This is a genomic window from Pseudonocardia sp. (assembly GCF_029263155.1).
In the GTDB taxonomy this organism is placed as follows: domain Bacteria; phylum Actinomycetota; class Actinomycetes; order Mycobacteriales; family Pseudonocardiaceae; genus Pseudonocardia.
Genome location: NZ_JAJCYB010000124.1, coordinates 1 through 24,707 on the forward strand (window position 1 = coordinate 1; position 24,707 = coordinate 24,707).

General features: G+C 74.3%; 25 protein-coding genes. 17 read left to right on the forward strand and 8 right to left on the reverse strand.

Annotated elements, in window-relative coordinates; all coding sequences use genetic code 11:
- Positions 1-289 precede the first annotated feature (289 nt).
- From Q1K26_RS26630 to dapB, 3 genes are all read left to right on the forward strand, one after another.
- Positions 290-538 (forward strand): hypothetical protein, encoded by a 249-nt coding sequence (locus tag Q1K26_RS26630; RefSeq protein ID WP_300018930.1) that lies wholly within the window; start codon positions 290-292, stop codon positions 536-538.
- Between the two features lie 123 nt (positions 539-661).
- Positions 662-1,141: a DUF456 domain-containing protein gene (locus Q1K26_RS26635; protein ID WP_300018933.1), complete on the forward strand. Its 480-nt coding sequence runs from the start codon at positions 662-664 to the stop codon at positions 1,139-1,141.
- Positions 1,142-1,244: 103 nt separating this feature from the next.
- The gene (dapB, locus tag Q1K26_RS26640; protein WP_300018936.1) at positions 1,245-1,982 is read left to right on the forward strand and encodes a 4-hydroxy-tetrahydrodipicolinate reductase; all 738 of its coding nucleotides are present in this window, start codon (positions 1,245-1,247) and stop codon (positions 1,980-1,982) included.
- Between the two features lie 58 nt (positions 1,983-2,040).
- Here dapB and Q1K26_RS26645 read toward each other — a convergent pair whose 3' ends face one another.
- Positions 2,041-2,577 carry a GNAT family N-acetyltransferase gene (locus Q1K26_RS26645; RefSeq protein WP_300018939.1) on the reverse strand — a complete coding sequence of 179 codons (537 nt, stop codon included), beginning with the start codon at positions 2,575-2,577 and terminating at the stop codon, positions 2,041-2,043.
- Positions 2,578-2,646: 69 nt separating this feature from the next.
- Here Q1K26_RS26645 and Q1K26_RS26650 point away from each other — a divergent pair, with 69 nt between their 5' ends.
- Both Q1K26_RS26650 and Q1K26_RS26655 read left to right on the forward strand, forming a co-directional pair.
- Positions 2,647-3,648, forward strand: a complete 1,002-nt coding sequence (locus Q1K26_RS26650) for an EamA family transporter (protein ID WP_300018942.1) — start codon at positions 2,647-2,649, stop codon at positions 3,646-3,648.
- The gene (locus tag Q1K26_RS26655) at positions 3,645-4,871 is read left to right on the forward strand and encodes a crosslink repair DNA glycosylase YcaQ family protein (protein ID WP_300018945.1); all 1,227 of its coding nucleotides are present in this window, start codon (positions 3,645-3,647) and stop codon (positions 4,869-4,871) included. Before Q1K26_RS26650 ends, Q1K26_RS26655 begins: the two co-directional genes overlap by 4 nt.
- Positions 4,872-5,732: 861 nt before the next feature.
- On the opposite strand, the gene Q1K26_RS26660 is transcribed toward Q1K26_RS26655, so the two are convergent.
- Both Q1K26_RS26660 and Q1K26_RS26665 read right to left on the reverse strand, forming a co-directional pair.
- Positions 5,733-6,695: a DUF4097 family beta strand repeat-containing protein gene (locus Q1K26_RS26660; RefSeq protein ID WP_300018948.1), complete on the reverse strand. Its 963-nt coding sequence runs from the start codon at positions 6,693-6,695 to the stop codon at positions 5,733-5,735.
- A 70-nt stretch (positions 6,696-6,765) separates the two neighbouring features.
- On the reverse strand, positions 6,766-7,269 hold the full coding sequence (locus Q1K26_RS26665; protein WP_300018951.1) for a toxin-antitoxin system HicB family antitoxin: 504 nt from the start codon (positions 7,267-7,269) through the stop codon (positions 6,766-6,768).
- An 87-nt stretch (positions 7,270-7,356) separates the two neighbouring features.
- Here Q1K26_RS26665 and thyX point away from each other — a divergent pair, with 87 nt between their 5' ends.
- The 5 genes from thyX (at position 7,357) to Q1K26_RS26690 (ending at position 12,625) form a co-directional block, all read left to right on the forward strand.
- A complete protein-coding gene (thyX, locus tag Q1K26_RS26670) occupies positions 7,357-8,109 on the forward strand; it encodes an FAD-dependent thymidylate synthase (RefSeq protein ID WP_300018954.1) in 753 nt (250 codons plus the stop codon).
- Positions 8,110-8,148: 39 nt separating this feature from the next.
- On the forward strand, positions 8,149-9,120 hold the full coding sequence (locus Q1K26_RS26675) for an endonuclease/exonuclease/phosphatase family protein (RefSeq protein ID WP_300018957.1): 972 nt from the start codon (positions 8,149-8,151) through the stop codon (positions 9,118-9,120).
- Between the two features lie 10 nt (positions 9,121-9,130).
- Entirely contained in the window at positions 9,131-9,757 is a 627-nt protein-coding gene (locus tag Q1K26_RS26680) for a TIGR03085 family metal-binding protein (protein ID WP_300018960.1), read from the forward strand.
- A 48-nt stretch (positions 9,758-9,805) separates the two neighbouring features.
- Positions 9,806-10,804, forward strand: coding sequence for a 4-hydroxy-tetrahydrodipicolinate synthase (gene dapA / locus Q1K26_RS26685; protein ID WP_300018963.1), 999 nt, complete (start codon positions 9,806-9,808; stop codon positions 10,802-10,804).
- Positions 10,805-10,996: 192 nt separating this feature from the next.
- Positions 10,997-12,625: a ribonuclease J gene (locus Q1K26_RS26690; protein WP_300018967.1), complete on the forward strand. Its 1,629-nt coding sequence runs from the start codon at positions 10,997-10,999 to the stop codon at positions 12,623-12,625.
- 91 nt (positions 12,626-12,716) lie between these two features.
- On the opposite strand, the gene lat is transcribed toward Q1K26_RS26690, so the two are convergent.
- On the reverse strand, positions 12,717-14,033 hold the full coding sequence (gene lat / locus Q1K26_RS26695) for an L-lysine 6-transaminase (RefSeq protein WP_300018970.1): 1,317 nt from the start codon (positions 14,031-14,033) through the stop codon (positions 12,717-12,719).
- A gap of 81 nt (positions 14,034-14,114) precedes the next feature.
- Between lat and Q1K26_RS26700 the strand changes: the two genes are divergently transcribed.
- The 3 genes from Q1K26_RS26700 (at position 14,115) to Q1K26_RS26710 (ending at position 18,128) form a co-directional block, all read left to right on the forward strand.
- Complete coding sequence (locus Q1K26_RS26700) at positions 14,115-14,555, forward strand: Lrp/AsnC family transcriptional regulator (protein ID WP_300018973.1); 441 nt, start codon at positions 14,115-14,117, stop codon at positions 14,553-14,555.
- Between the two features lie 124 nt (positions 14,556-14,679).
- Positions 14,680-17,190: a DNA translocase FtsK gene (locus Q1K26_RS26705; RefSeq protein WP_300018976.1), complete on the forward strand. Its 2,511-nt coding sequence runs from the start codon at positions 14,680-14,682 to the stop codon at positions 17,188-17,190.
- A gap of 62 nt (positions 17,191-17,252) precedes the next feature.
- Positions 17,253-18,128: a YceI family protein gene (locus Q1K26_RS26710; RefSeq protein ID WP_300018979.1), complete on the forward strand. Its 876-nt coding sequence runs from the start codon at positions 17,253-17,255 to the stop codon at positions 18,126-18,128.
- 17 nt (positions 18,129-18,145) lie between these two features.
- Here the strand turns inward: Q1K26_RS26710 and Q1K26_RS26715 are convergent, their stop codons facing one another.
- From Q1K26_RS26715 to Q1K26_RS26730, 4 genes are all read right to left on the reverse strand, one after another.
- Positions 18,146-18,271 (reverse strand): VOC family protein, encoded by a 126-nt coding sequence (locus Q1K26_RS26715; protein WP_300018982.1) that lies wholly within the window; start codon positions 18,269-18,271, stop codon positions 18,146-18,148.
- A 334-nt stretch (positions 18,272-18,605) separates the two neighbouring features.
- Positions 18,606-19,478 (reverse strand): type IV toxin-antitoxin system AbiEi family antitoxin domain-containing protein, encoded by an 873-nt coding sequence (locus tag Q1K26_RS26720; RefSeq protein WP_300018985.1) that lies wholly within the window; start codon positions 19,476-19,478, stop codon positions 18,606-18,608.
- A gap of 232 nt (positions 19,479-19,710) precedes the next feature.
- On the reverse strand, positions 19,711-20,529 hold the full coding sequence (locus tag Q1K26_RS26725; protein ID WP_300018988.1) for a helix-turn-helix domain-containing protein: 819 nt from the start codon (positions 20,527-20,529) through the stop codon (positions 19,711-19,713).
- Positions 20,530-20,538: 9 nt separating this feature from the next.
- A complete protein-coding gene (locus tag Q1K26_RS26730; protein WP_300018991.1) occupies positions 20,539-21,048 on the reverse strand; it encodes an amino-acid N-acetyltransferase in 510 nt (169 codons plus the stop codon).
- A 43-nt stretch (positions 21,049-21,091) separates the two neighbouring features.
- Between Q1K26_RS26730 and rimO the strand changes: the two genes are divergently transcribed.
- The 4 genes from rimO to Q1K26_RS26750 all read left to right on the forward strand — a co-directional run bounded on the left by rimO (position 21,092) and on the right by Q1K26_RS26750 (position 24,621).
- Positions 21,092-22,540: a 30S ribosomal protein S12 methylthiotransferase RimO gene (gene rimO, locus Q1K26_RS26735; RefSeq protein ID WP_300018994.1), complete on the forward strand. Its 1,449-nt coding sequence runs from the start codon at positions 21,092-21,094 to the stop codon at positions 22,538-22,540.
- A complete protein-coding gene (gene pgsA, locus Q1K26_RS26740) occupies positions 22,537-23,139 on the forward strand; it encodes a CDP-diacylglycerol--glycerol-3-phosphate 3-phosphatidyltransferase (protein ID WP_300018997.1) in 603 nt (200 codons plus the stop codon). The genes rimO and pgsA overlap by 4 nt, the downstream gene beginning before the upstream one ends.
- A gap of 118 nt (positions 23,140-23,257) precedes the next feature.
- Positions 23,258-23,644 carry a helix-turn-helix transcriptional regulator gene (locus Q1K26_RS26745; RefSeq protein WP_300019002.1) on the forward strand — a complete coding sequence of 129 codons (387 nt, stop codon included), beginning with the start codon at positions 23,258-23,260 and terminating at the stop codon, positions 23,642-23,644.
- A gap of 161 nt (positions 23,645-23,805) precedes the next feature.
- Positions 23,806-24,621 carry a PspA/IM30 family protein gene (locus Q1K26_RS26750; RefSeq protein ID WP_300019000.1) on the forward strand — a complete coding sequence of 272 codons (816 nt, stop codon included), beginning with the start codon at positions 23,806-23,808 and terminating at the stop codon, positions 24,619-24,621.
- The last annotated feature ends 86 nt before the right edge of the window (positions 24,622-24,707 follow it).

Genomic DNA, 24,707 nt, shown 5'->3' on the forward strand with positions numbered 1-24,707 from the left:
CCGCGAGCTGATCATCCGGCCTGCCCCCACCCACCACGGCATCCTCGCCGCCGTCCTGGCCCGACTCCGCGCACTGCCCACGACCACCTGACCACCCCACCCGCCACCACGGCCCCGACCAGCACCCCCGAGCCCTGGAACCCCGCCCACCCGGACGCGACATCCGGGCCCTCGACCTGCGCGCCGACTCCTCAACCGCCCACGAAGATCAACGGTCACCACTGGAGATCATCCCATGAACTACCTGCGGAACCGGGTCTGAGCCACGACGGCTCCTACCCTCGGACCCATGACGCGCATCGAGATGGACGTGGACGACGAGCTGCTGGGCCGGGCCGCCCAGGCGCTGGGCACCCGCGGTGGCGAGGACACGGTCCGGGCCGCACTGGAGGCCGCGGCCCACGGCCTGCGCACCCCGCCGCCCCGGCACCGGCCCGAACCCGGCCGCGAGGACCCGTTCGGCCCCGCCGACCCGACGCTGCCACCGCCGTCCCGCCGGCCACCGCCCGACTTCCCGCGCCCGCCCGAGGTGCACTGACCGCGGCCCGGCCGCCACCCGGCCCGCCGGTGCGTCGCACACCGTCGTTCGCAGGGCCGCGGATCCGAGGTCGATCCCGGCCGCTCCCACCGCCCGGGCCGGTGCCCGTGCCATGCTGCGCCCGTGGGTGCAGAGACGCTGATCGCGGCCGTGCTGATCGTCGTGGGGATCGCCGGGATCATCCTGCCGGTGCTGCCGGGGCTGATACTGGTGCTGGCCGGGATCGCGGTGTGGGCGGTGCCGCGCGGCGACGCGCTGGGATGGTCGGTGCTCGGGATCGCGGTGGCGATCGTCGTGCTGGGCAGCGTCGCGAAGTACCTGCTGCCCGGACGGCGGCTGCGCGACTCCGGGGTGCCGGGGCGCACGATCGCCGCCGGTGCGGTGCTGGGCGTCGTCGGGTTCTTCGTGATCCCGGTGGTCGGGCTGTTCCTGGGCTTCGTGCTGGGCGTCTACCTGGCCGAACGGGGGCGGCTGCGCACCCACGAGCTCGCCTGGCCGTCGACGAGGGGCGCGCTCGTGGCCGTCGGCTGGAGCGTGGTCATCGAGCTGCTCACCGGCCTGCTGGCCGCCGGGGTGTGGATCGGCGCGCTCGTCCTGGGCTGACCGTCCGCCGTCGCACCCCCTCCTGCCCGTCGCACAGGGTGCGACCTGTGCGACGCGCCGGTGTCCGTGCGACGGGGAACAGGTCCGCACCTAGGCTTCCCCCATGGCGATCAGGGTGGGTGTGCTGGGCGCGCGAGGGCGCATGGGCGCCGAGGTGTGCCGGGCGGTGACCTCGGCCGAAGGGCTGGATCTGGTCGCCGAGGTCGACGAGGGCGACCCGATCTCCGCGCTCGTCGACGCGGCGGCGGACGTGGCCGTCGACTTCACCCACCCGGGCGCGGCCCTGGACAACGTGGCGTTCTGCCTGGAGCACGGCGTCGCGGCGGTCGTGGGCACCAGCGGCTTCGACGACGCGAAGCTCGCCGCCGTGCAGGAGCTGCTCGACACCCACCCGGGGCACGTGCTCGTGGCCCCCAACTTCGGGGTCGGGGCGGTGCTGATGATGCGGTTCGCGGCGCAGGCGGCCCGGTTCTTCGACTCCGTCGAGGTGATCGAGCTGCACCACGCGGGCAAGGTCGACGCCCCGTCGGGCACGGCTGTGCGCACCGCGTCGCTCATCGCGGGGGCGCGCGCGGGCATGGGGCCGTTCCCCGACGCCACCACCAGCGAGCTGGACGGCGCGCGCGGCGCGAGCGTCGACGGCGTGCGCGTGCACTCGGTGCGGATGCCGGGTCTCGTCGCGCACCAGGAGGTGATCCTCGGCACGGCGGGGGAGACGCTGACGATCCGGCACGACTCGCTGGACCGGGCGAGCTTCATGCCCGGGGTGCTGCTCGCCGTGCGCGGCGTCGGTGACCGCCCCGGCCTCACCGTGGGCCTGGAGCCCCTGCTCGGGCTGTAGGCCCGCCGTCGCGCCGCGGTCCGCAGTCGCGGCAACTGGCGGCGGGGCGGGGCCGGGTTCAGGCCTGGAGTTTCAGGTCCAGCGAGCCGGTCAGGCGCACCTCGCGCAGCGTGCCGGACCCCGTGTCCAGGGCCCGGACGGTGCCGTCGGGCTCCCAGCCCGCGCGGGCGTAGAAGCGGCGCGAGGCCTCGTCGGGCTCCGGCACCCAGGCCAGGCCGTAGATCGCGCCGGCGGCCCGGAGCGCCTCGGCCGCGGCGGCGAGCAGCCGGCCACCGTGCCCGCGACGTCCCCACCGGGGCTCGACCAGCAGCGCCCCGATCTCGCCCCACGCCTGCTCCGGCGTGGCGGAGGGCGGCACGGCGGGCGCCGCGGCGCAGAACCCGACCGTCCACTCGCCCTCCGTGGCCACGAGCACGTGGCCCGGCCCGCCCTCGACGGCCGCGGACCACGCCTCCCGCGCGTCGGCGCCGCGGAGCTGTGCCACCGCGTGGGCGGGCACGAGCGAGGAGTAGGCCGCCTCCCAGGTGTCGGCCTGGATGCGGACGATCTCCCCGACGTCGGGCGGGGCGGCGGTGCGGACCGCGGCGATGGCCATGCCGCATGGATACCCCACCGGCGGCACCCGGGGCGACACGGGGTAGTTCGCCATGGCAACGTCTGCGGGGTGCCGAGACGAGTGTCCGACCTGCCCCCGGGCCTTCCCCCCGCGGGCACGCCGGCGATCAGACCAGCCGTCCCACGTGCCGCGTGGGTCGCCCTGGGCGTCGTCTACGTCCTGTGGGGCTCGACCTACCTGGCCAACCGCCTGATCATCGTCGACGTCCGACCCCTGCTGCTCAGCGGCGTGCGCTTCCTCGTCGGCGGCACGTTGCTCGCTCTCGTCGTGGTCGTCGTCGCCCGGCGCCGCGCGTTCCGGATGACGCGGGCGCAGCTCGCCACCACGGTGCTCTCCGGGCTGCTGCTCCCGGCGTGGGGCAACGGCATCGTGACGCTCGGGCAGCAGCAGGTCTCCTCCGGACTCGCCGCGTTGCTGATCGCGGTCGTCCCGCTCTACATCGTGGTGCTGCGGGCCCTGACCGGGGACCGGCCGCGCGCGGCCACCCTGGTCGGCGTCGCGGTCGGGGTGGCGGGGCTCGCACTGCTCCTGCTGTCCGGCGGCACGGGCGGGTCGGGCGGCACCGTCGGGAGCGAGTGGTGGGGGCCCTGGCTGACCCTGCTGGCGGGCATCGGCTGGGCGAGCGGCACGTTCGCGACGACGCGGCTGCCCGTCCCGGCCAACCCGTTCGCGCTGGCCGCGGTGCAGATGCTGGTCGGCGGCGCGGTGCTGCTGGCGATCAGCCTCGGCACCGGCGACCGGCTCGAGGTCGCCGCGGTGTCGTCGGTGGCCTGGTGGGCGTGGGCCTACCTGTCGGTGGTGGTGACGCTGGGCGCGTTCAGCGCCTACGCCTACGCGCTCGCGGCGCTGCCGGTGTCGACCGTCGCCACCTACGCGTACGTCAACCCGGTGATCGCGGTGCTGCTCGGGGTGCTGGTGGTCGGGGAGCGGTTCTCGCTGCTGCAGCTCGTCGGCGGGGCCGTGGTGCTGGCGGCGGTGGTCATGGTGATGGCGGCCGAGCGCCGCACGTCCCGGGAACGTCAGGGGCCGCTGGCACCATCCACCCCATGACCTCCGAGACGATCGGCGCGCCCGCCGCTCGCCGGGCGGTGCTGGCCGCGCAGGGCTTCGCGGATCCGCTCCCGTCCGGCCCGGTCACCCGCCGGCATCTGCAGCGGGTGCTCGACCGCGTGCGGCTGCTGCAGCTCGATTCGGTCAACGTCGCCGTGCGCGCGCACTACATGCCGGTGTTCAGTCGGCTGGGCCCCTACGCGCGGGGGCTGCTCGACGAGGCCGCGTGGGCGCACTCGGCGCGGCGGCCACGGCTGCTGGTGGAGCACTGGGCGCACGAGGCGAGCCTGCTGCCGGTGGCCGACTGGCCGCTGCTGGCCTCCGGCGCCAAACGGGCCGGGTGGTGGCGGCACTACGGGCCGTTGATCGAGGCGAACCCCGGGCTGGTCGACGACGTGCTGGCCGCCGTGAAGGAGATCGGCCCGGTCGGGGCGGGGGAGCTGGAAGCGGTGCTCGGCGGCGCGTCGCGCACGCGCCCGCCCGGCGCCACCTGGTGGGAGCGCAGCGATGTCAAGCGGATCTGCGAGTACCTGTTCGGCACCGGTCTGCTCACCACCGGCGCCCGCCGGCACTTCCAGCGCCTCTACGACCTGCCCGAGCGCGTGCTGCCGCCGGAGGTGCTGGCGGCCGTCCCGGCCGATCCGGAGCAGTCGGCTCGCACCCTCGTGCTGCGCTCGGCATCGGCGCTGGGGGTGGCCACCGAGCCCGACCTGCGCGACTACTACCGCCTCGGCCCCGCCCGCAGCCGGCAGGCCGTGACCGAGCTGGTCGACGCCGGCGCGCTCGAGGCCGTCACGGTGCGCGGCTGGCGGCACCCGGCCTACCGGCTGCCCGGGGCGCGCACGCCGCGCCGGATCACCGGCCGCGCCCTGCTGTGCCCGTTCGACCCCCTGATCTGGGAGCGTCACCGCACCGAGCGGCTCTTCGGTTTCCGCTACCGCATCGAGATCTACGTGCCCGAGGCCAGGCGCGAGTACGGCTACTACGTGTTCCCGTTCCTGCTCGACGGCGAGCTCGTGGCGCGGGTCGATCTCAAGGCCGACCGCGCGGCGGGGGTGCTGCGGGTGCCCGGGGCGTTCGCCGAGCCCGGCGTCGACATCGTGCGGGTCTCGGGTGAACTGGCCGTCGCGCTGCGCGAGATGGCCGGGTGGCTGGAGCTCGACGCGGTGGTGGTCGGCGACCGTGGCGACCTGGCCGCGCCGCTGGCCGTGGCCGTGCGCTGAGCGGCGGGCGCCCGGGTCGGCGGGCGGTCACCTCCGGTGCCCACCCCCGAGCGCGCGCGCCCCGCGACGACCTCGCGATCGCCGATTCGGAACGGCGGGCGGATCCGGGCATGCTCGGCCGTTCCGAGACGATCACCTGACGCTCCGGAGGAGCGGAAACCGCCCGTCCGCGACCGCGGGTGGCCCTGGTGCCTCCGCCTGTTCCGGTCCGGTGGGCGGGTGGCGGTGGTCGTCGCTGCGTCCGCCGGGTCGGAGGAGCGCTGTGGCGGGGGAGATCTTCGGTTCGGAACGTGGAGCGGCACAGGGCACGTCCGAGCGTTCCCTCCTGCTGATCATGGGTGGCCCGTGGTGACGGCGGCGACCGGGTGGTGATCCGTGCTCGGCATCGATCCGTCGCGATCGGGGCCGGACCTGCAGGCAGCGGAGCGGGGGCCCCCGGCCGCCCGCCGTCGCCGGCCGGGTGTCGCCGGCCGGGTGCCCCCGGTCTGGTGTCGCCGGTCGGGTGTCGGGGCGGGTCCGCGGGCCGAGCGCCGATCCGGCGGGCGTCCCCGGCGGAGATCGGCGTTTCGGAACCTCGAGCGGGTCCGGGCACGCCCTCGGGTTCCGAGTCGCCGATCGTCGCCGCGTCGCGGCGTGGAGATCGCCGGACGGGAACCAGGAGCCGTCCATCACACGCCTGCCGGTTCCCGGACGACGATCATGGCCGCTGCCGCTGCCGCTGCCGCTGCCGCTGCCGCTGCCGCTGCCGCTGCCGCTGCCGCTGCCGCTGCCGCTGCCGCTGCCGCTGCCGCTGCCGCTGCCGCTGCCGGCACCCTCGCCCCACCGGACCGGGCGGGGGTGCCGTGCGGCCGGACACGGCTGTCAGGCCGGGACCGTCGCCGCCCGGGTCACCACGACGTCGCCGCTGCCGGTGCGGCCCTTGATCACGAGCGTGGTGGGGCCCTCGGGAGGCACCGACCCCACGTCGAGCTCGCTGCGGGCGCGGCCCGAGCCCGACGACAGGTCCAGCTCCGCGGCGACGCCGGGGTGCACGGCCAGGCGCAGGTCGCCGGAGCCGGTGGACAGGTCGATGCGGCCCGATCGCGCGTCGTGCACCAGCACCTCGCCCGATCCGGTGCGCACGCCCAGATCGGCGGACACCTCGGTGACCGTGACGTCGCCGCTGCTGGCCCGCACCTCCGTGGTGCCCCGCACGGCGGCGAGCCGGACGCCGCCGGAACCGGTGCGCACCCGGGCGCGCCCGGCGACCGGGCCGAGGTCGATGTCGCCCGAGCCGGTGGTGACGTCGGCGTCTCCGTCCACGGCGCCCATGTCCACACGCCCGGAGCCGGTGCGCACCGCGGCCCATCCCGCCGCGCCGCTCACGCTGACGTCACCCGACCCGGCGCGGGCGGCGACGCGGGACCCGGCGGGGGCGGTGACCGTCACCGCGAGGGGCACCACGCGCAGCGGCAGCTCCTCCGACGAGCGCACCACCAGCCGCCTTCCGCTCTCGGACCAGCTGATCTCGGCCGCCCGCACGGCGGCCTTGGCGAGCTGCTCGGGATCGGCGTCGAACCCCGGGCCGGCGAAACCGCTGCTGCCGATCCAGCTGATCAGGCCGCTGACGCCCTGCGCGAAGGCGCCGCCGGACGCCGGGTCGTGGCGCACCTCCACCCGCACCTCGTCGCCGCCCGGCACCAGGTCGACCCGGATGCGGCCGACGTCGATCGTGACCTCCAGCTCCGCGGCCCCGTCGCAGGTCCAGCCCTGCTGGCGGACCAGCCCGTTCCCGCCCGGCTCGTCGTCGGGGGAACCGCCCTTGGAGAAGTCGATGTCGCTCATCGCACTCCCTCGCAGCGCTCGGTCGGCAATCCCCGCCCGCGCTGTGTCGATGATTGGCTCGCGAGCTCGCTCATCCCTGCACCCACCCTCGGATCCGGTTGTTCTCGACACCCGGGCCGCGGCGGTGCCCGCCCGGCCCCCCGGCGCCGGACAGCGCACCCTGCACGGCCTGCGCCACCCACGAGTTGAGCGACACCCCCTGCGAGGACGCGGCCTGCTCGGCCTGGTTCTTGATCTGCTCGACGAGGCGCAGCGTGATGCGGCTGATGTCACCCGCGTCGGCGCCGGCGAACCCGCGCGCGGGCGGCGGGGTGGGCTCGGCGTCGGGTGTGCCGTCGGGCGAGACGACGACGCGGACGTCGCGGCCGTCCAGGCGGACGTCCACGGTGCGGTCGCCCAGCGCCGCCGTGACCTCGGCGGCCAGGTCGGCGAGCGCGTTCATGACGGCGAGGCGGGCGGCGGGCTCGACCGCGGCCCCGAGCAGGGCGGCGGTGCGCTGCGTCTGCTCGTCACCGGCCGCTGCGGCGGACGCGAGGTCCTCGCGGAGCCGGGAGACGTATTGGCTGATGTCCATGACACCACCATGGCGTCACACTTGACGCCAGTCAAGGAATCCGTGATGTCATCCGAGGTCCTGCGAGCGCCCGGTTACGCTGCCGCCATGCCCGAGACCGTGCCGCTCACCGTCCAGCTCGTGGCCAAGACGGAGTTCGCGGTCCCCGAGGGCGTGCCGTGGAGCACCGATGCCGACGGCGGGCAGGCGCTGGCCGAGTTCGCCGGGCGCGCCTGCTACCAGTCGTGGGGCAAGCCCAACCCGGCCACCGCCACCAACGCCGGCTACCTGCGCCACATCCTCGAGGTCGGGCACCTGTCGGTGCTCGAGCACGGATCGGTGAGCTTCTACCTCACCGGCATCTCGCGCAGCCTCACCCACGAGCTGATCCGGCACCGGCACTTCTCCTACAGCCAGCTCTCGCAGCGCTACGTGCCCGAGCGCGACGCCGCGATGGTCGAGCCCGACGTCATCGCCGACGACCCGGAGCTGCACGCGATGTTCGCCGACGCCGCGGCGGCCTCGGTGCGGGCGTACGAGGAGCTGCTGGAGGGCCTGGAGAAGCGGTTCGCCGACGTCGGGAACGCCACCCTGCGGCGCAAGCAGGCCCGCCAGGCGGCCCGCTCGATCCTGCCGAACGCCACGGAGACGCGCATCGTGGTCACCGGCAACTACCGCGCGTGGCGGCACTTCGTCGCGATGCGGGCCACCGAGCACGCCGACGTCGAGATCCGGGCGCTGGCCATCGAGTGCCTGCGCCAGCTCCGGGCGGCGGTACCCAATGTCTTCTCCGATTTCGACATCGCGTCGCTCGGCGACGGAACCGAGATCGCGTCCAGCCCGTTCGTCACGGAGGGATGACGCCGCCGGCATCCGCCCGTCGGGCGAGGGGGGCAGAACGTGGTCGGGCACGAGGAGGCGACGTCGGACGCACCGCCGGCCGGCCGCAGGTGGTGGGTGCTCGCGGGCACGCTCGCGGCGGCCGCGCTGCCCTGGCTGTGGTTCGCGGTTCGTGACCGGTTCGGCGCGGTCACCGACGTCGTCGCGATCGGGATCCCGCTGCTGGTCGCCGGGGCCGTGCTGGGCTCGGTGCTCGTCGCGGTGCGTCGGCGCCCGTCCGCGCTGCTGGTCGGGGTCTCCGCGCTGCTCGCGGGAGCGCTCGCCGTCGTCGGCCCGTGGGTCCCGGCCGACCTGGGGGCCGTCGACGGCCCGGGGGTGCGGGTGGCGGGGGCCAACGTCGACGACCGCCGCTCGACCACCCCGACGCTGACCGCCCTCGCGCCCGACGTGCTCTCGGTCGCGGAGCTGTCCCCCGGGCTCCGCGACGCGCTGACCGAGCAGTACCCGCACGAGCTGTTCACCGACGGCGACCGCCCGCGGCTGGGCGTGTTCAGCCGGTACCCGCTGCGGCTGCTGGAGCCGGCCGGGCCGGACCTGCCCGGTCTGCGCGTCCGGGTCGACGCCCCCACCGGCCCGTTCGTGCTCTACGCGCTGCACATCCCGCGACCGTGGTTCACCAGCGAGGGCGAGTACCAGACCACCGTGGTGGGGCACCACGCGCTCGTCGAGCGGGTCGCCGAGCGGGTGCGCGGCGAGACCCTGCCCGCGGTGGTCGTCGGCGACCTCAACAGCACCGACCGCGGCCGGGACTACCGGGCGCTGGTGCGGCCCGGTGTCCTCGGCGACGCGATGCTCGACACGTGGGGGGCGCCGACCTCGGTGGGCAAGTGGCTGCCGCTCCTGGGCCGTATCGACCACGTACTGGTCACCGGCGGCTGGTGCGGCGACGACGCCGGGCACGCGGCGCTGCCGGGGTCGTCGCACCGGGCGGTCCTGGCCACCGTCGGGCCGTGCGCGGGCGGCGGTGGGTAACGTCGCCGCCATGAGCCTGGCCACCGAGGAACGTGCGGCGATCTGCGACGAGTTCGACCGCGCGGGGCCGGACCGGCCCACCCTGTGCGGCGGGTGGAACACCCGCGACCTGCTGGCCCACCTGCTGGTCCGCGAGCGCAAGCCGTGGGCGGCGCCCGGGATCCTGCTGGCCGCGCTGGCCCCGGTCACCGAGCACGCCATGGCCTCCTACGCCGGCACCGACTGGGGGGTCATGGTCGACGAGCTGCGGGCGGGGGCGCCGGTGTGGTCGCCGTACCGCATCGGGGCGGTCGACGACCTGGCGAACGGCGCGGAGTTCTTCGTCCATCACGAGGACGTGCGGCGCGGCGAGCCGGGGTGGGCGCCGCGACCGCCGGACGCCGCCCGGGACGCGCAGCTCTGGGCGCTGCTGCGACGGATGGGGCGGGTGCTGCACCGCGCCAGCCCGGTGGGGATCGTGGTCCGCACGCCCGGTGGCGAGCAGCACGTCCTGCGCACCGGGCCGGGCCTGGTCACCGTGGTCGGGGAACCCGGGGAGCTGGTGCTGCACGCGTTCGGGCGCGACGCGGTCGAGGTCGAGCTGGAGGGATCGGCCGCCGACGTGGCCGCGCTGGCCTCGGCGTCGCGCGGTCTCTGAGCGCGCGCGGACGGCGTCGCGTCCGGGCGGGGCGGTACCGTCACCCCCATGAGCCCCCACTCCGCGCGCACGCCGGGTCGTCCCTTCGGCCGGGTGCTCACCGCCATGCTCACCCCGTTCGACGCCGACGGACGCCTCGACCTGGCCACCGCCGAGGAGCTGGCCACGAAGCTGGTCGACCTGGGCAACGACGGTCTCGTCGTCAACGGCACCACGGGCGAGGGCCCGACCACCACCGACACGGAGAAGGCCGAGCTGGTGCGCGCGGTGGTGGGTGCGGTCGGCGACCGGGCCACGGTCGTGGCCGGGGCGGGCACCTACGACACCGCGCACAGCGTCCACCTGGCGCGGGAGGCCGAGAAGGCGGGCGCGCACGGGCTGCTGTCGGTCACGCCGTACTACTCGCGGCCGCCGCAGTCGGGCCTGGTGCTGCACTTCACCGCCATCGCCGACGCCACCGAGTTGCCGGTGATGCTCTACGACATCCCGCCGCGCAGCGTCATCCCGATCGACCTGGAGACGCTGCAGCGCCTGGCCGAGCACCCGCGGGTCGTCGCGGTGAAGGACGCCCGCAACGACCTGCGGGTCGGCACGGAGATCATCGCCACCACCTCGCTCGCCTACTACTCCGGTGACGACCCGGTGAACCTGCCGTGGCTGTCGGTGGGCGCCGTCGGGTTCGTCAGCGTCACCGGGCACGTCGTGGCGGATCGCCTGCGCGCCATGCTCGACGCGTACGAGGCCGGGCAGACCGACCGCGCCCGCAACCTCAACGCCTCGATGCTGCCGGTGATCCGCGCCATGGGCCGCGTCGGCGGGGCGGTGTTCGCGAAGACGGCGCTGCGTCTGCGGGGTCTCGACGTCGGTGATCCCCGCCTGCCGCTCCCGCCCGCCACCGACGCCGAGGTGGCGGCGATCGTCGCCGACCTCGATGCCGCCGGGGTGGCGCTCGATGCCGAGGCCCGCTCCGGGCGCCGGCCCCGCGGCCAGGGCGCGCTCGGCGCCCGGGCCGCCGTCGACCTCGGGGCCGAGGTCGCCTACCGCTGAAGCAGTGTCACTTTCCACCTTGAACTGAGGAGTTCGTTGAGTCGTCCCCCCGCACGGTCCGACCGGAACCGGTCCGACCGTCGATCCCGCCCCAACCGGCGCGATCAGCCCCGTCCCTCCGCCGCGCCGGAGGCGGCGCTCCCGGCCCTGCCCACACAACCGCCCGGACCGCTCCCGGCCGGTGGCCTGCGCGTGCTCACGCTCGGCGGGATCGGTGAGATCGGTCGCAACATGACCGTCTTCGAGCACGAGGGCCGGCTGCTGATCGTCGACGCCGGAGTGCTGTTCCCCGACGCCGACGCCCCCGGCGTCGACCTGATCCTGCCCGACTTCCGCCCCATCCTCGACCGCCTCGACGACATCGACGCGCTCGTGCTCACCCACGGCCACGAGGACCACATCGGCGCGGTGCCCTTCCTGCTGCGCCAGCGGCCCGACCTGAAGATCGTCGGTACGCCGTTCACGCTGGCCCTGGTGGCGGCCAAGTGCAAGGAGCACCGGCTCACCCCGCAGCTGGTCACGGTCAACGAGGGTGACCGGACCCGGCACGGCCCGTTCGAGTGCGAGTACTTCGCGGTCTCGCACTCGATCCCGCAGGCGGTCGCCATCGCGATCCGCACGCCCGCGGGCGTGGTGCTGCACACCGGTGACATCAAGCTCGACCAGCGCCCGCTCGACGGCCGGCTCACCGACCTGCCCGGCTTCTCCCGGCTCGGCGACGAGGGCGTCGACCTGTTCCTGTGCGACTCCACCAGCGCCGACACCCCCGGTGTCTCGGCGTCGGAGGCCACCCTGGGCCCGAACCTGGCCGCGGCCATCGGGCGGGCGCAGGGCCGGGCGTTCGTGGCCTGCTTCGCCAGCAACGTCTACCGGGTGCAGCAGATCGTCGACGGCGCGGTGGCCCACGGCCGCCGCATCTGCCTGATCGGGCGATCGATGCTGCGCAACATGGAGATCGCCACCGATCTCGGGCTGCTGCACGTGCCCGAGGGCACCATGGTCTCCCTCGACGACGCCGACGACCTGCCCGACGAGAAGCTGCTGGTCATCTGCACCGGGTCGCAGGGCGAGCCGATGGCGGCGCTGTCGCGGATCGCCCGCGGTGAGCACCGCACGTTCCAGATGCGTTCCACCGACACGGTGATCCTGTCCAGCTCGCTCATCCCGGGCAACGAGCACGCCGTCTTCGGCGTGATCAACCGGATGCGCCGTGCCGGCATCCAGGTGATCGACAACCGCAACGCCAACGTGCACGTGTCCGGGCACGCCGCATCGGGGGAGCTGCTGTTCCTCTACAACGCGGTGCGGCCCAGCAACGTCATGCCGGTGCACGGCGAATGGCGGCACCTGCGGGCCAACGCGGAGCTGGCCGAGCAGACCGGCGTGGCGCACGACGCCGTCGTCGTCACCGAGAACGGGGTCACCGTCGACCTGGTCGACGGCCGCGCCACCATCTCCGGGCGGGTCGAGGTGGGCCGGGCCTACGTCGACGGGGTGTCCACCGGCGACATCGAGCAGCCCACGCTGGCCGACCGGATCGTGCTGGGCGAGGGCGGGTTCATCTCGATCGCGGTGGCCATCGACGCCACCACCGGTCGCACCGTGGCCACCCCCACGTTGTCCGGGCGCGGGTTCTCCGAGGACCCCAAGGCCCTGGAGGGCGTGCTGCCGCTGGTGGAGGCGGAGCTGGCCCGCACCGAGAGCGACGGCATCGTCGACACCCACCGGGTCGCCCAGCAGGTGCGGCGGGTCGTCGGCAAGTGGGTGGGGGAGACCTACCGCCGCCGCCCGATGATCGTGCCCACGGTGATCGCCGTCTAGCCGACCCGCGGCCCGCCCCGCCGGTCACAGCAGGGTGGCTGTGCTCCGACCGGACCGGAGCAGAGCCACCCCGCGTGACCCCGGAGGCGGGTCAGGCCGCGGCCTCGCCGACAGCTGTCGCGGTCGCGGCCACCGCGCGGGCCACGGCGTCCACCGCCTCGTCCAGCTCCTGCGCCGTCACCGTCAGCGCCGGGCGGAAGCGGATCGAACGCTCCCCGCCGCCGAGGATCAGCACGCGCTCGACCTCGTGCAGGTGCCGGAGGGCGGCCGCGCGGGCGGCGGGCGAGGGCAGGTCAACGGCGACGAACAACCCGCGGCCGCGCACGTCGACGACGCCCGGGACGGTGCGCAGGCGGTCGAGCAGGTGGGCGCCGAGCTCTGCGGCCCGCGGGATCAGCCCGTCGGACTCGATCACCTCCAGGTAGCGGCGCGAGCGCACCATGTCGGTGAGGTTGCCGCCCCACGTCGAGTTGATCCGGCCGGACACGGCGAACACGTTGTCTGCCACCTCGTCCACCCGACCGCCCGCCATCACGCCGCAGACCTGCAGCTTCTTGCCGAACGCGACGACGTCGGGCGCCACCCCGAGCTGCTGGTACGCCCACGCGGTGCCGGTCGTGCCGCCTCCGGTCTGCACCTCGTCGAGGACGAACAGCGCGTCGTGCTCGACGCACAGCGCCTGCATCGCGCGCAGGAACTCCGGGCGCATGTGGTTGTCGCCGCCCTCGCCCTGGATCGGCTCGGCGAGGAAGCAGGCGATGTCGTGGGGGTGGGCGGCGAACGCGGCCCGGGCCTGGGCCAGCGCGGCGCGCTCGGCGGCGGCCACGTCCCCGTGGTGGATCGCCGGCACGTCGATCCGGGGCCAGTCGAACGTGGGGAACAGCGCGGTCTTCAGCGGGTCGGTGTTGGTCAGCGAGAGCGTGTAGCCGCTGCGGCCGTGGAACGCGTTGCGGAGATGGAGCACGCGGGTGCCGAGATCGCCGTCGCGGCCGTGCATCGCGTTGTGGCGACGCTTCCAGTCGAACGCCACCTTCAGCGCGTTCTCGACGGCCGGGGCCCCGCCCTCGACGAGGAACAGGTGCGGCAGCGCCGGATCCCCGACGACGCGGGAGAACGTCTCGACGAACCGCGCCATCGCCACGGTGTAGACGTCGGAGTTCGACGGCTTGTTCACCGCCACCTCGGTCAGCTCGGCGAGGAACGCCGGGTCCTCGGTCAGCGCCGGGTGGTTCACCCCCAGCGGCGCGGAGGCGAAGAAGCTGAACATGTCCAGGTATCCGCGGCCGTCGCGGGCGTCGACGAGCCGGGACCCGAGGCTGGCCCGGGTGTCGAGCACGAGGTCGAACCCGTCCACCAGCAGGTGCCGGCGCAGGGTGTCGTGCACGAGATCCGCGGTGATGGTCGTCATGGATCCAGTGTCGCGACGCGGCGTCCGCGGGACACGACTCCGACCGTCGGCAGGACCCGGCGAAGTGCCACGATGTGGCCCGTGCCGCCGACGGATCGTCAGCCCGACGAGCTGGACCGCAGGCTGCTGGCGCTGCTGGCGGCCGACGCGCGGCTGACCATGGCCGACCTCGGTCGCACCGTCGGCCTGTCCCGCACCGCCGTGCTGGCCCGCGTGCAGCGCCTCGAACGCGACGGTGTGCTGCGCGGCTACCACGCCGAGGTCGCGCTGCCGGCGTCGTCGGCCGCGCACCGAGCCCGGGTGGGCATCGTGATCCGCACGGCCGACGTGGCCGGGTACGTGCGCCGTCTCGTCGCCCAGGAGGGGATCTCCGACGTGGAGACCGTCACCGGCGACTACGACCTGATGGTGCTGGTCACGGCCCCGACGGCGGGGGAGCTGGACGCGCTGCTGGACCGGGTGCACGCCTGGCGCGAGACCGTGCGCACCACGACGTGGGTGGTGCTGACCCGCTACGGCTGAGCCGCCCCGGACCGCGAGACCCCGAGCCATGGAGGGGAGCGCGGGACGCCGGTGTGACGGCGTCAGCGTCGGACGGGGTGCGTCGGTCACCGGATCGGTCGGTGCGGCCCGATACCGTGGTCCCATGGCGGGACGGACGACCGGTGGCGGCAGCAGGGGTGCCGCGACGCGGTCGACGGGCAGCCCGGCGCGCAAGCCGCCGCCGCGACGTCGCTCCTCCGGCGGCAGCCGCCCCCCGGCCCGCAAGGCCCCGCCCCGCCGTGACCTGCTCGACAAGGCGATCGACGGCGTCGGCCGCGGGATCGCCGCGCTGGGCCGGTCGACCGGTCGTGCGGTCGGGCGGGCCCGCGACATCGACCCGGAACACCGCCGCGACGGGCTCGGGGTCGTCTTCGTCGTGCTCGCGCTGGTCACCGCGGCCGGCGTGTGGTGGGGCGCGGGCGGACCGGTCGGGCAGTGGCTCTCCGGCGCGGTCGCCGCCGTCGTCGGGAAGGGCGCGGTCGTGCTGCCCGTCGTGCTGCTCGCCGTCGGCCTGCTGCTCGCGTTCGCCCCCGCCGACCCGCAGTCGCGGCCCCGCAAGGCCGTCGGCTCCCTGCTGCTGGCCCTCGGCGCGCTCGGGCTGGTGCACCTCGCCTCCGGCGGCCCTCTCGAACCCGCCACCTGGGGGAGCGGGGGCGGCGCGGTCGGCTACCTGGCCGCCACACCGCTCGCCACGGGGTTGACGGTGTGGGTCGCGGTGCCGGTCCTGGTCCTGCTCTCGGCGTACGCGCTCCTGCTGCTCACCGGTACGCCGGTGCGAGCGGTGCCCGAACGGCTGCGCCGCCTCGCGGGTCGCGGCACCGAGCCCGGCCCCCGCGACGATCACTGCGACGATCCCGCCGCCGACCCGGTCCTCGCCGCCGAGCCGGCGCCGCTGCGCCGCCCGTCGCGGCGCCGCCAGGCCTCCCGCACCGCCGACGCCCAGCGGGACGAGCCGGAGGGGGAGGTGCCCGAGCCCACCGCCGAGGAGCCCGCGCCCCCCGCTCCCCCGGCGCGTCGCCGCCCCGCCGCAGCGGTGGCCGCCACCCCCCCGGCCGAGCCCGAGCCGGAGGCCGCGGTCGGCGAGCAGCTGCGCCTCACCGTCCCCGACCGCGACGGGGAGCCGCCCTACCTGCTCCCACCCAGCGACCTGCTCCCCACCGGCCCGGCGCCCAAGACCCGCAGCAGCGCTAACGACGCGATGATCGAGCGGATCACCGGCGTGCTGGAGCAGTTCTCCATCGACGCGCAGGTCACCGGCTTCACCCGCGGCCCGACCGTCACCCGCTACGAGATCGAGCTGGGCCCGGCCGTGAAGGTCGAGAAGATCACCCAGCTGACGAAGAACATCTCCTACGCCGTGGCCACCGACAACGTGCGGATCCTGGCGCCGATCCCGGGCAAGTCGGCCGTCGGCATCGAGGTGCCCAACACCGACCGCGAGATGGTCCGCCTGGGCGACGTGCTGCGCTCGGGCAACGCGCGCGCCGAGCAGCACCCGCTCGTCGTCGGGCTGGGCAAGGACATCGAGGGCCACTTCCTCACCGCGAACCTGGCGAAGATGCCGCACCTGCTGGTCGCGGGCTCCACCGGCTCGGGCAAGTCGAGCTTCGTCAACTCCATGCTCGTCTCGCTGCTCTCCCGGGCCACGCCGGACGAGGTCCGGATGATCCTCATCGACCCGAAGATGGTCGAGCTCACCCCGTACGAGGGCATCCCGCACCTCATCACGCCCATCATCACCCAGCCGAAGAAGGCGGCCTCCGCGCTGGCGTGGCTGGTGGAGGAGATGGAGCAGCGCTACCAGGACATGCAGGTCAACAAGGTCCGCCACGTCGACGAGTTCAACCGCAAGGTGCGCACCGGCGAGATCACCGCGCCGCTGGGTTCCGAGCGCGTCTACCGGCCCTACCCCTACATCCTGTGCATCGTCGACGAGCTGGCCGACCTGATGATGACCGCGCCCCGCGACGTCGAGGACGCGGTCGTACGGATCACGCAGAAGGCCCGCGCCGCCGGCATCCACCTGGTGCTCGCCACGCAGCGCCCGTCCGTCGACGTCGTCACCGGCCTGATCAAGACCAACGTGCCGTCGCGCCTGGCCTTCGCCACGTCGTCGCTCACCGACTCGCGGGTCATCCTCGACCAGCCCGGCGCCGAGAAGCTGATCGGCATGGGCGACGCGCTGTACCTGCCGATGGGGGCCGGCAAGCCGGTCCGCATGCAGGGGGCGTTCGTCGACGACGACGAGATCACCTCGGTGGTCGCGTTCACCAAGGACCAGGCCGAGCCGACCTACACCGAGGGCGTCACGGTGCAGAAGGCCGGGGAGGCCAAGGAGGTCGACCCCGAGATCGGCGACGACCTCGACATCCTGCTCCAGGCCACGGAGCTGATCGTCACCTCGCAGTTCGGGTCCACCTCGATGCTGCAGCGCAAGCTGCGGGTCGGGTTCGCGAAGGCGGGGCGGCTGATGGACCTGCTGGAGACGCGCGGTGTCGTCGGACCGTCGGAGGGGTCGAAGGCCCGGGAGGTGCTGATCAAACCGGACGAACTCGACGGAGTCCTCTGGTTGATGCGTGGCGGCGGGGCCGACCCCGATGAGACGGACGAGTGACGTCTTCGGCAACTCTTGTCACCGATAGTTACCGAATCCGTCGACCTGTTAGGTTCATGACCATGTTCTGGAGCAAGCGCCGTCGGGGTGGCCGGGACCGGGCGACCGGCGGGCGGCAGGCCCTCATGCCGATCCCGTTGACCGGCGGCCTGCTCTCCGGGGAGGTCCGCGACGCCGACGGCAGGCCGCTGCCCGGTGCGGAGATCTCGGTGTTCGACCGCTCCAGCAAGCGCGTCGCCCACTCCGACACCGACGCCTACGGCTTCTTCGCCGCCGCCGTGCAGCCCGGCGACTACCGCATCCGCGCCGAGGCCGGCGGGTACCAGAGCCTCCACGAGCGCGCCAACGTCGAGTGGGGCAGCCACAACGCCGTCGGCCAGCTCACCCTCGTGCCCGACGAGACGCTCACCACCCCCACCCCGGGCGTCTACGAGATCGACCCGGACCACTCGGCGATCCGGTTCGTGGCGCGCCACATCGCGATGTCGCGGGTGTACGGGCAGTTCCAGCAGTTCTCCGGGCAGATCCGCATCGCCGAGGACTTCGAGGAGTCCCACGCCGAGGTCCTCATCGACGCGGCCAGCGTGTTCACCAACACCGAGAAGCGCGACGAGCACCTGCGCTCGGCCGACTTCCTCGACGTCGCCAACTTCCCGAAGCTGCACTACACCAGCCACCGCTTCGCCCGCGCGGGCGGCAACCGCTGGCTCGTCGACGGCGAGCTCACGCTGCACGGCATGACCAGCGACGTCCAGCTCGACGCCACCTACCTGGGCATGCAGGAGTGGAACGGGATGCGCGCGGGCTGCATCGCCACCACGCAGTTGCACCGGGAGCACTTCACCGTCAACTGGCAGCAGATGCTCGCCCGCGGCGTGCCCGTGGTCGGCTCCACCATCGAGATCACCCTCGACGTGCAGGGCATCCTGCAGCAGTAGCTCGCTCGTACCCGGGCTCACTCGTACCAGGTGCCCGCGCTCCAGGTGTGGCCCTCGGGATCGCGGACGACGAACTGTCTGCTGCCGTAGGCGGTGTCCCCGGGCTTGCGCACCACGGTCGCCGTGGACGGTGCCGGGTCCATGATCGGCAGAATCGGGACCTGGCGTGCACATGTGCAGCCCATGTCCCGGATGTGTCGATCACGACGGCCGGGGTCGTCGCCGCCGACCCACGATCGGTCATGGCTGCACCACCGCGGCTCGTTCCGCCCTCCACGGTCGCCCGCACGGCGTCCCGTGATCGGCGGGATCGGGACCGAGGCTGCACCACCGCAGCTCATGTCCCGCAGCCGGCGATCATGAGGTCCGCCATCAGCGATGCCGGGTCCGGGCTGTACCTCCGCAACCCGAGTCCCGCAGGTGCCCGTCGGGTCTGCTCGGGCCGAGCATCGGCACGCCGCGTCCCGATCCTGCCGGTCACGCGTCGGTCATCGCCAGCGTGTCGGTGATCTCCCGGAGGGTCTGTGCCGGCCGGCCGTCGAGGTCGTGCCAGGTGAAGCGGAGCAGGTCCCAGGTAGCGCGGGTGATGGCGTTGCCCTTGCGGCGGTCGTTGCGGAAACGCTCGGCGTCGACGTGCCAGGCCCACCCGTCGACCTCGATCGCCAGCCTGCGGGCGGGGAACGCCAGGTCGATGCGGTACTGCCCGAACGGGAATCCGAGCACCCAGCCGCCGATCCCGGCCTGCCGCAGCAGTTTCACGAGCAGCCGCTCGGCCGCGGAGTCGGCCCGGTCGGCGGCCGCGGTGATCAGCCGGCCGGCCTCCGACGAGCCGTCGCGGCCCATGTTGCGGCAGAAGCTGCGGTACAGCGCGGGGAAGCGCACGTGCTGCTGGAGGGCCCGGTCGAGGAACGTCGGGCCGTCCCACACGGCGGCTGCGGTCTCCAGCGCGGCGAACGGCTTCTCCGCCACCCGGACGTCCCTGGCCACGACGAGATCGGCTCCGGAGAGGTCGCGCCGCCGCAGTCGCACCCCGGGCTGCGGGCGCGGCTTCGCGGCCGCCGGAACGGTGAGTTCGACGTCCTCGGGCAGCCGGTCCCGCATGCCGTGCCACCAGGCGGCCGTGCACCCGGTGACGGCAGCGGCCGGCCCGGCCCACAGCCACGCCGCCCGTACCCGGACCTCGTCGGTGAAGCGGTGCCCGCCGATGAGGTATACCCCCGGGTGCAACCGCAGCCATGCGCCGCTGCGCGCCCGGCGGTGCACTGTGGCCGCCGTCATCCCGTGCTCCACCGCCTGCCACAGGGCGACCACCCCGCCCTGCCGCGCGACCAGCTGATCGAACGTCGACATGCGGCGGGATGATGCCGACCGGCGGCCGCCGGTGGGCCCGAACGACAGAACCCGCTGCCGTGATCGCTCGAATCGGGGCATGACCTGCACATGTGCATCCCATGTCCCGAGCCCGACGATCACATCCGTCGAGGTCGGACGTGACCCGGCCGGTCCGACCCCGTCTCACACCATGATCGCTGGACCCGGGACATGGGCGGCACATCCGCACCCCATGTCCCGCAACGGCCGATCACGCCTCGGCCGGGCGCTCGGCCAGCCACTGCGTGGCCGTGAGGCCGGCGAGGTCGCGGAAGTCGCGCGAGAGGTGCGCCTGGTCGACGTACCCGCAGTCGGCGGCCACCGCCGCCAGCGGGGGACGGGTGCGCGAGCGCAGGCGGTCGCAGGCCCGCTCGAAACGCATCACCCGGGCGGCGGCCTTGGGGGCCAGGCCCGTCTCGCGGCGGAACAGGTCGGCCAGGTGGCGGCGGCTCCAGCCCACCTCGGCGGCCAGCTCGGCGATGCGCAGCGTGCCGCCGCTGTCCTCCAGCCGGTCCCACGCGTAGCCGACCTCCGGTCGCACCCCCCGGTCGGCACGTCCCCGGGCGGCCAGCGCCGCGAGCGCGTCGTCGAGACGCGCGAAGCGCTCCGGCCAGGTGCCCGGCTCGGCGACGTACTCCATCAGCCGTCCAGCGCGGCGGCCGAGCAGGGCGGAGAGGTCGACGGTGTCGCCGGCCAGCTCCCCGGCCGGCACGCCCAGCAGCGCGCGGGCGCCGCGCCAGGTCAACCGCAGCTGCAGCCCGGTCTGGGGGGCTCCCAGGGCGATCCGCGCGGGCCCGTCGTGCAGCCCGCCGACCATCGCGGCGAATGTGCCGGGCGGGCGCGTCGGGTCGGGGTTCGCCAGGACCTCGACCTCGCCGTCGAGGCAGAGCACCACCGTGAGGTGCGCGCCCGGGACGCCCTGGTGCACGCCCGGCGGGCCGGCCTCCATGCGGTATCCGGTGTACGCGCCCACGTAGGGCGCCACGGCGGGCGCGGGACGGCCCCAGCACATGGACCCCTCGGAACCCATGCCCGCAGGCTACAGCCGCAGCATCATCCGCACGTTGCCCAGCGTGTTCGGCTTGACGTGCGCGAGATCCAGGAACTCGGCCACGCCGGCGTCGTAGGAGCGCAGCATCGCGGCGAACACGTCGGGCTCCACGGGGGTGCCGTCGATCTCGGCGAACCCGTGGCGGGAGAAGAACTGCTTCTCGAACGTCAGGACGAACAGCCGCGTCAACCCCAGGTCGCGCGCCACCTCGATCAGGCCGTCGACCAGGGCGTGCCCGACGCCGCGGCCGACGACCCGGGGGTCCACCGCGACGGTGCGGATCTCCCCGAGGTCCTCCCACAGCACGTGCAGCGCCCCGCAGCCGACCACCTGGCGTCCTGCGGGGCCGTCCTCCTCCGCGACGAGGAACTCCGGCACCGACTCGTAGAGCGTGACGATCTCCTTGGCCAGCAGGACGCGCCCGGCGTAGTGATCCACCAGGTGCTTGATCGTCATGACGTCGGCGGTCCGGGCCCGCCGTACGATGGTCGCCGACACGGCGGGTCAGGGTAGATCACGGCCCGGACGTACCCTGTGGCGTGTGTCCTCCCCACGTCGTGCCGCACTGCTGACCCTGGGCTGCGCCCGCAACGAGGTCGACTCCGAGGAACTGGCCGGGCGGCTCACCGACAGCGGATGGGAGCTGGCCGACGCCGACGCCGGGGTCGACGTGATCCTGGTCAACACCTGCGGGTTCGTCGAGCAGGCGAAGAAGGACTCGATCGACACCCTGCTCGCGGCGTCCGACGCGGCGAACGGGGCGAAGGTCGTCGCGGTCGGCTGCCTCGCCGAGCGCTACGGCGCGGAGCTGGCCGAGAGCCTGCCCGAGGCCGACGCCGTGCTCGGCTTCGACGCCTACCCCGAGCTCGCCGACCGGCTCGGTGACCTGCTGGGCGGGCACGCGCCCGCGCCGCACGTGCCGGTCGACCGCCGCACCCTGCTGCCGATCTCGCCGGTGCAGCGCCCGGCCGCCGCCGCCGACGTCGCCGTGCCCGGCCACGCGTGGGTGCCGAACCTCGCGCGCACCCGGCTCACCGACGGTCCCGTGGCCAACCTCAAGCTGGCGTCGGGCTGTGACCGCCGGTGCACGTTCTGCGCCATCCCGTCGTTCCGCGGCTCGTTCGTGTCCCGCACGCCCGACGACGTCGTCGCCGAGGCGGCGTGGCTGGGCATGGAGGGTGTGCGCGAGCTCTACCTCGTCAGCGAGAACTCCACCTCCTACGGCAAGGACCTGCCCGGCGGCACCCGCGCCCTGGTCCGGCTGCTGCCCCGCCTGACTCACGTGCCCGGCATCGACCGCGTCCGCGTCAGCTACCTGCAACCCGCCGAGATGCGTCCCGACCTGATCGAGGTCGTCGCCTCGACGCCGGGCGTGGCGCCCTACTTCGACCTGTCCTTCCAGCACGCGGCGCCGTCGCTGCTGCGCCGGATGCGCCGGTTCGGCTCGCGCGCGGACTTCCTCGACCTCTGCGCCCGCATCCGCGCGCTCGCCCCGGAGGCCGGCATCCGCAGCAACTTCATCGTCGGCTTCCCCGGGGAGACCGACGCGGAGTTCGCCGAGCTGGAGGCGTTCCTGTCCGAGGCGCGCCTGGACGCGATCGGGATCTTCGGCTACTCCGACGAGGACGGCACCGAGGCCGCCGACCACGACGCCAAGGTGCCCGCCGAGGTGATCGCCGAGCGCGTCTCGCGGATCGCGTCCCTGGCCGACGAGCTGATCGACCAGCGGGCCGAGGAGCGGATCGGCACCGAGGTCGAGGTGCTCGTCGAGGTGGCCGAGGACGAGGACTTCGAGTGCACCGGGCGGGCCGCGCACCAGGCGCCCGACGTCGACGGCGAGTGCGTGTTCGAGCGGGGGTCGGGGCTCGCGGTCGGGGACCTCGTGCGGGCCGTCGTCGTCGGGACCGAGGGCGCCGACCTCGTGGTGTCCCCGCGGGAGCCGATCCCGCGCAGCACGCTCGCCCCGGCCCGCACCGGGAGCGCGGGATGAGTTCGACACCGGCTGGTCCGCCGCCGGTGCTGAACATCGCCAACGTCCTCACCGGGATCCGGCTGCTGCTGGTGCCGGTGTTCGTGGCCGCGCTGGTCGCCGAGGACGGCCTGGACCCGGGGTGGCGGCTCGCCGCGTTCGGGATCTTCGCGCTCGCGTCGTTCACCGACAGCCTCGACGGCGACATCGCCCGCCGCCGCGGCCTCGTCACCACGTTCGGCACCATCGCCGACCCGATCGCGGACAAGGCCCTCACCGGATCCGCGCTGATCGGGCTCTCCGCGCTCGGGTTCGTCCCGTGGTGGGTCACCATCGTGATCATGGGTCGGGAGCTGGGGGTCACGCTGCTGCGGCTGCTGGTGCTGCGCCACGGCGTCATCCCGGCCAGCCGCGGGGGCAAGGCGAAGACGGCCCTGCAGACCCTCGCCATCGGGCTCTACCTGCTGCCGCTGACCGAGCTGCTCGGCCCGGGCGCGGTGGTGGACGTCGTGCGCTGGTCCGTGCTCGGCGCGGCGGTGGTGCTGACGGTGCTCACCGGCCTGGACTACGTGCTCCGGGCCCTGCGCCTGCGCGCGACGTCCACCGCCACGGGTGCCTGACCGGGTGCCTGTTCGCCGTGGGCGGACGGGCCCGGCCGCGCGCGCCGCGACGCCCCGGCGCGGAACTGGGTACGGTTGCCTGCATGGTCGGGCAGGACATCGGGAGGACGCCGTGCTGATGCGGGAGGCGATCGGCAGCAGCCTGCGTCGCGTGCGGACGGCCCGGCGCCGCACGCTGCGCGAGGTGTCGCGGCGGGCGAGGGTGAGCCTCGGGTACCTCTCCGAGGTCGAGCGCGGGCGCAAGGAGGCCTCCAGCGAACTGCTGGCCTCGATCTGCGAGGCGCTCGACATCGCGCTGCCCGAGCTGCTGACCGAGGCGGCGCAGGAGCTCGCCACCGCGGCGCTGGAGGTCGTCGGCCGGTCCCGCCGTCCCGTCGGGCTGCGGCACACGGATCTGCGCCTCGCCGGCGAGGCGGAGCCGCTGTCCACCGCGGCGCCGGTCGCGATGCCGCCGGTCCCGCAGCCCGGCACCCGCCCCCAGCCGGTGGCCCGCGTCGCGGCCTGACCGCTGGTGATCTCGGGGGTCGCCCCGACATCGCGATCGGGATCATCCCCGATATCGTCACCTCGCGGTGGATGCCGGGTGGTGTGCAGTGCCACGATGGGTGGGAGTGCGCACCGGCGGCCGGATCGGACAGCGCGTAGACGGCACCCGGAGGTGGGCAGATGGCGAACCCGTTCGTGAAGTCGTGGAAGTACCTGATGGCGCTGTTCTCGTCCAAGGTCGACGAGTACGCGGACCCGAAGGTGCAGATCCAGCAGGCGATCGAGGAGGCGCAGCGCCAGCACCAGGCGCTCTCGCAGCAGGCGGCCGCGGTGATCGGCAACCAGCGGCAGCTGGAGATGAAGCTCAACCGCCAGCTCGGGGAGATCGAGAAGCTGCAGTCCTCGGCACGGCAGGCGCTCGTGCTCGCCGACCAGGCCCGGGCGGCGGGCGACGAGGCCACCGCGGTGAAGCGCGAGCAGGCGGCGCAGGCCTTCGCCACGCAGCTCGTCACCGCGGAGCAGTCCGTCGAGGACATGAAGACGTTGCACGACCAGTCGATCCAGGCGGCCGGGCAGGCCAAGCAGGCCGTGGAGCGCAACGCGATGATGCTGCAGCAGAAGGTCGCCGAGCGCACCAAGCTGCTCAGCCAGCTGGAGCAGGCCAAGATGCAGGAGCAGGCCGCGGCGTCGCTGCGGCAGATGAGCGAGCTCTCCGCGCCGGGCAACACCCCCTCGCTCGAGGAGGTGCGCGACAAGATCGAGCGTCGCTACGCCAACGCGCTCGGGGCCGGGGAGCTGGCCCAGAACTCGGTGCAGGGCCAGATGATGGAGGTCGAGGCGTCCACCGCGGACATGGCGGGCGCCAGCCGCCTGGAGCAGATCCGGGCCTCGCTGCACGGCACGCCGGTGGCCGGGGAGGTCACCGCGGGCGGCACGGCCCCGCAGCCGGCCACCACCCCCCAGCTCGACAAGCAGCAGCAGCCCGGCACCGCCTGACCCGCCGCCCGGCCGCACCCACGTTGCAGTGGGGGGGGGGGGGGGGAGACCCCCGGCCGGGAGGAAAACCCCCCCCCCGGGGGGGG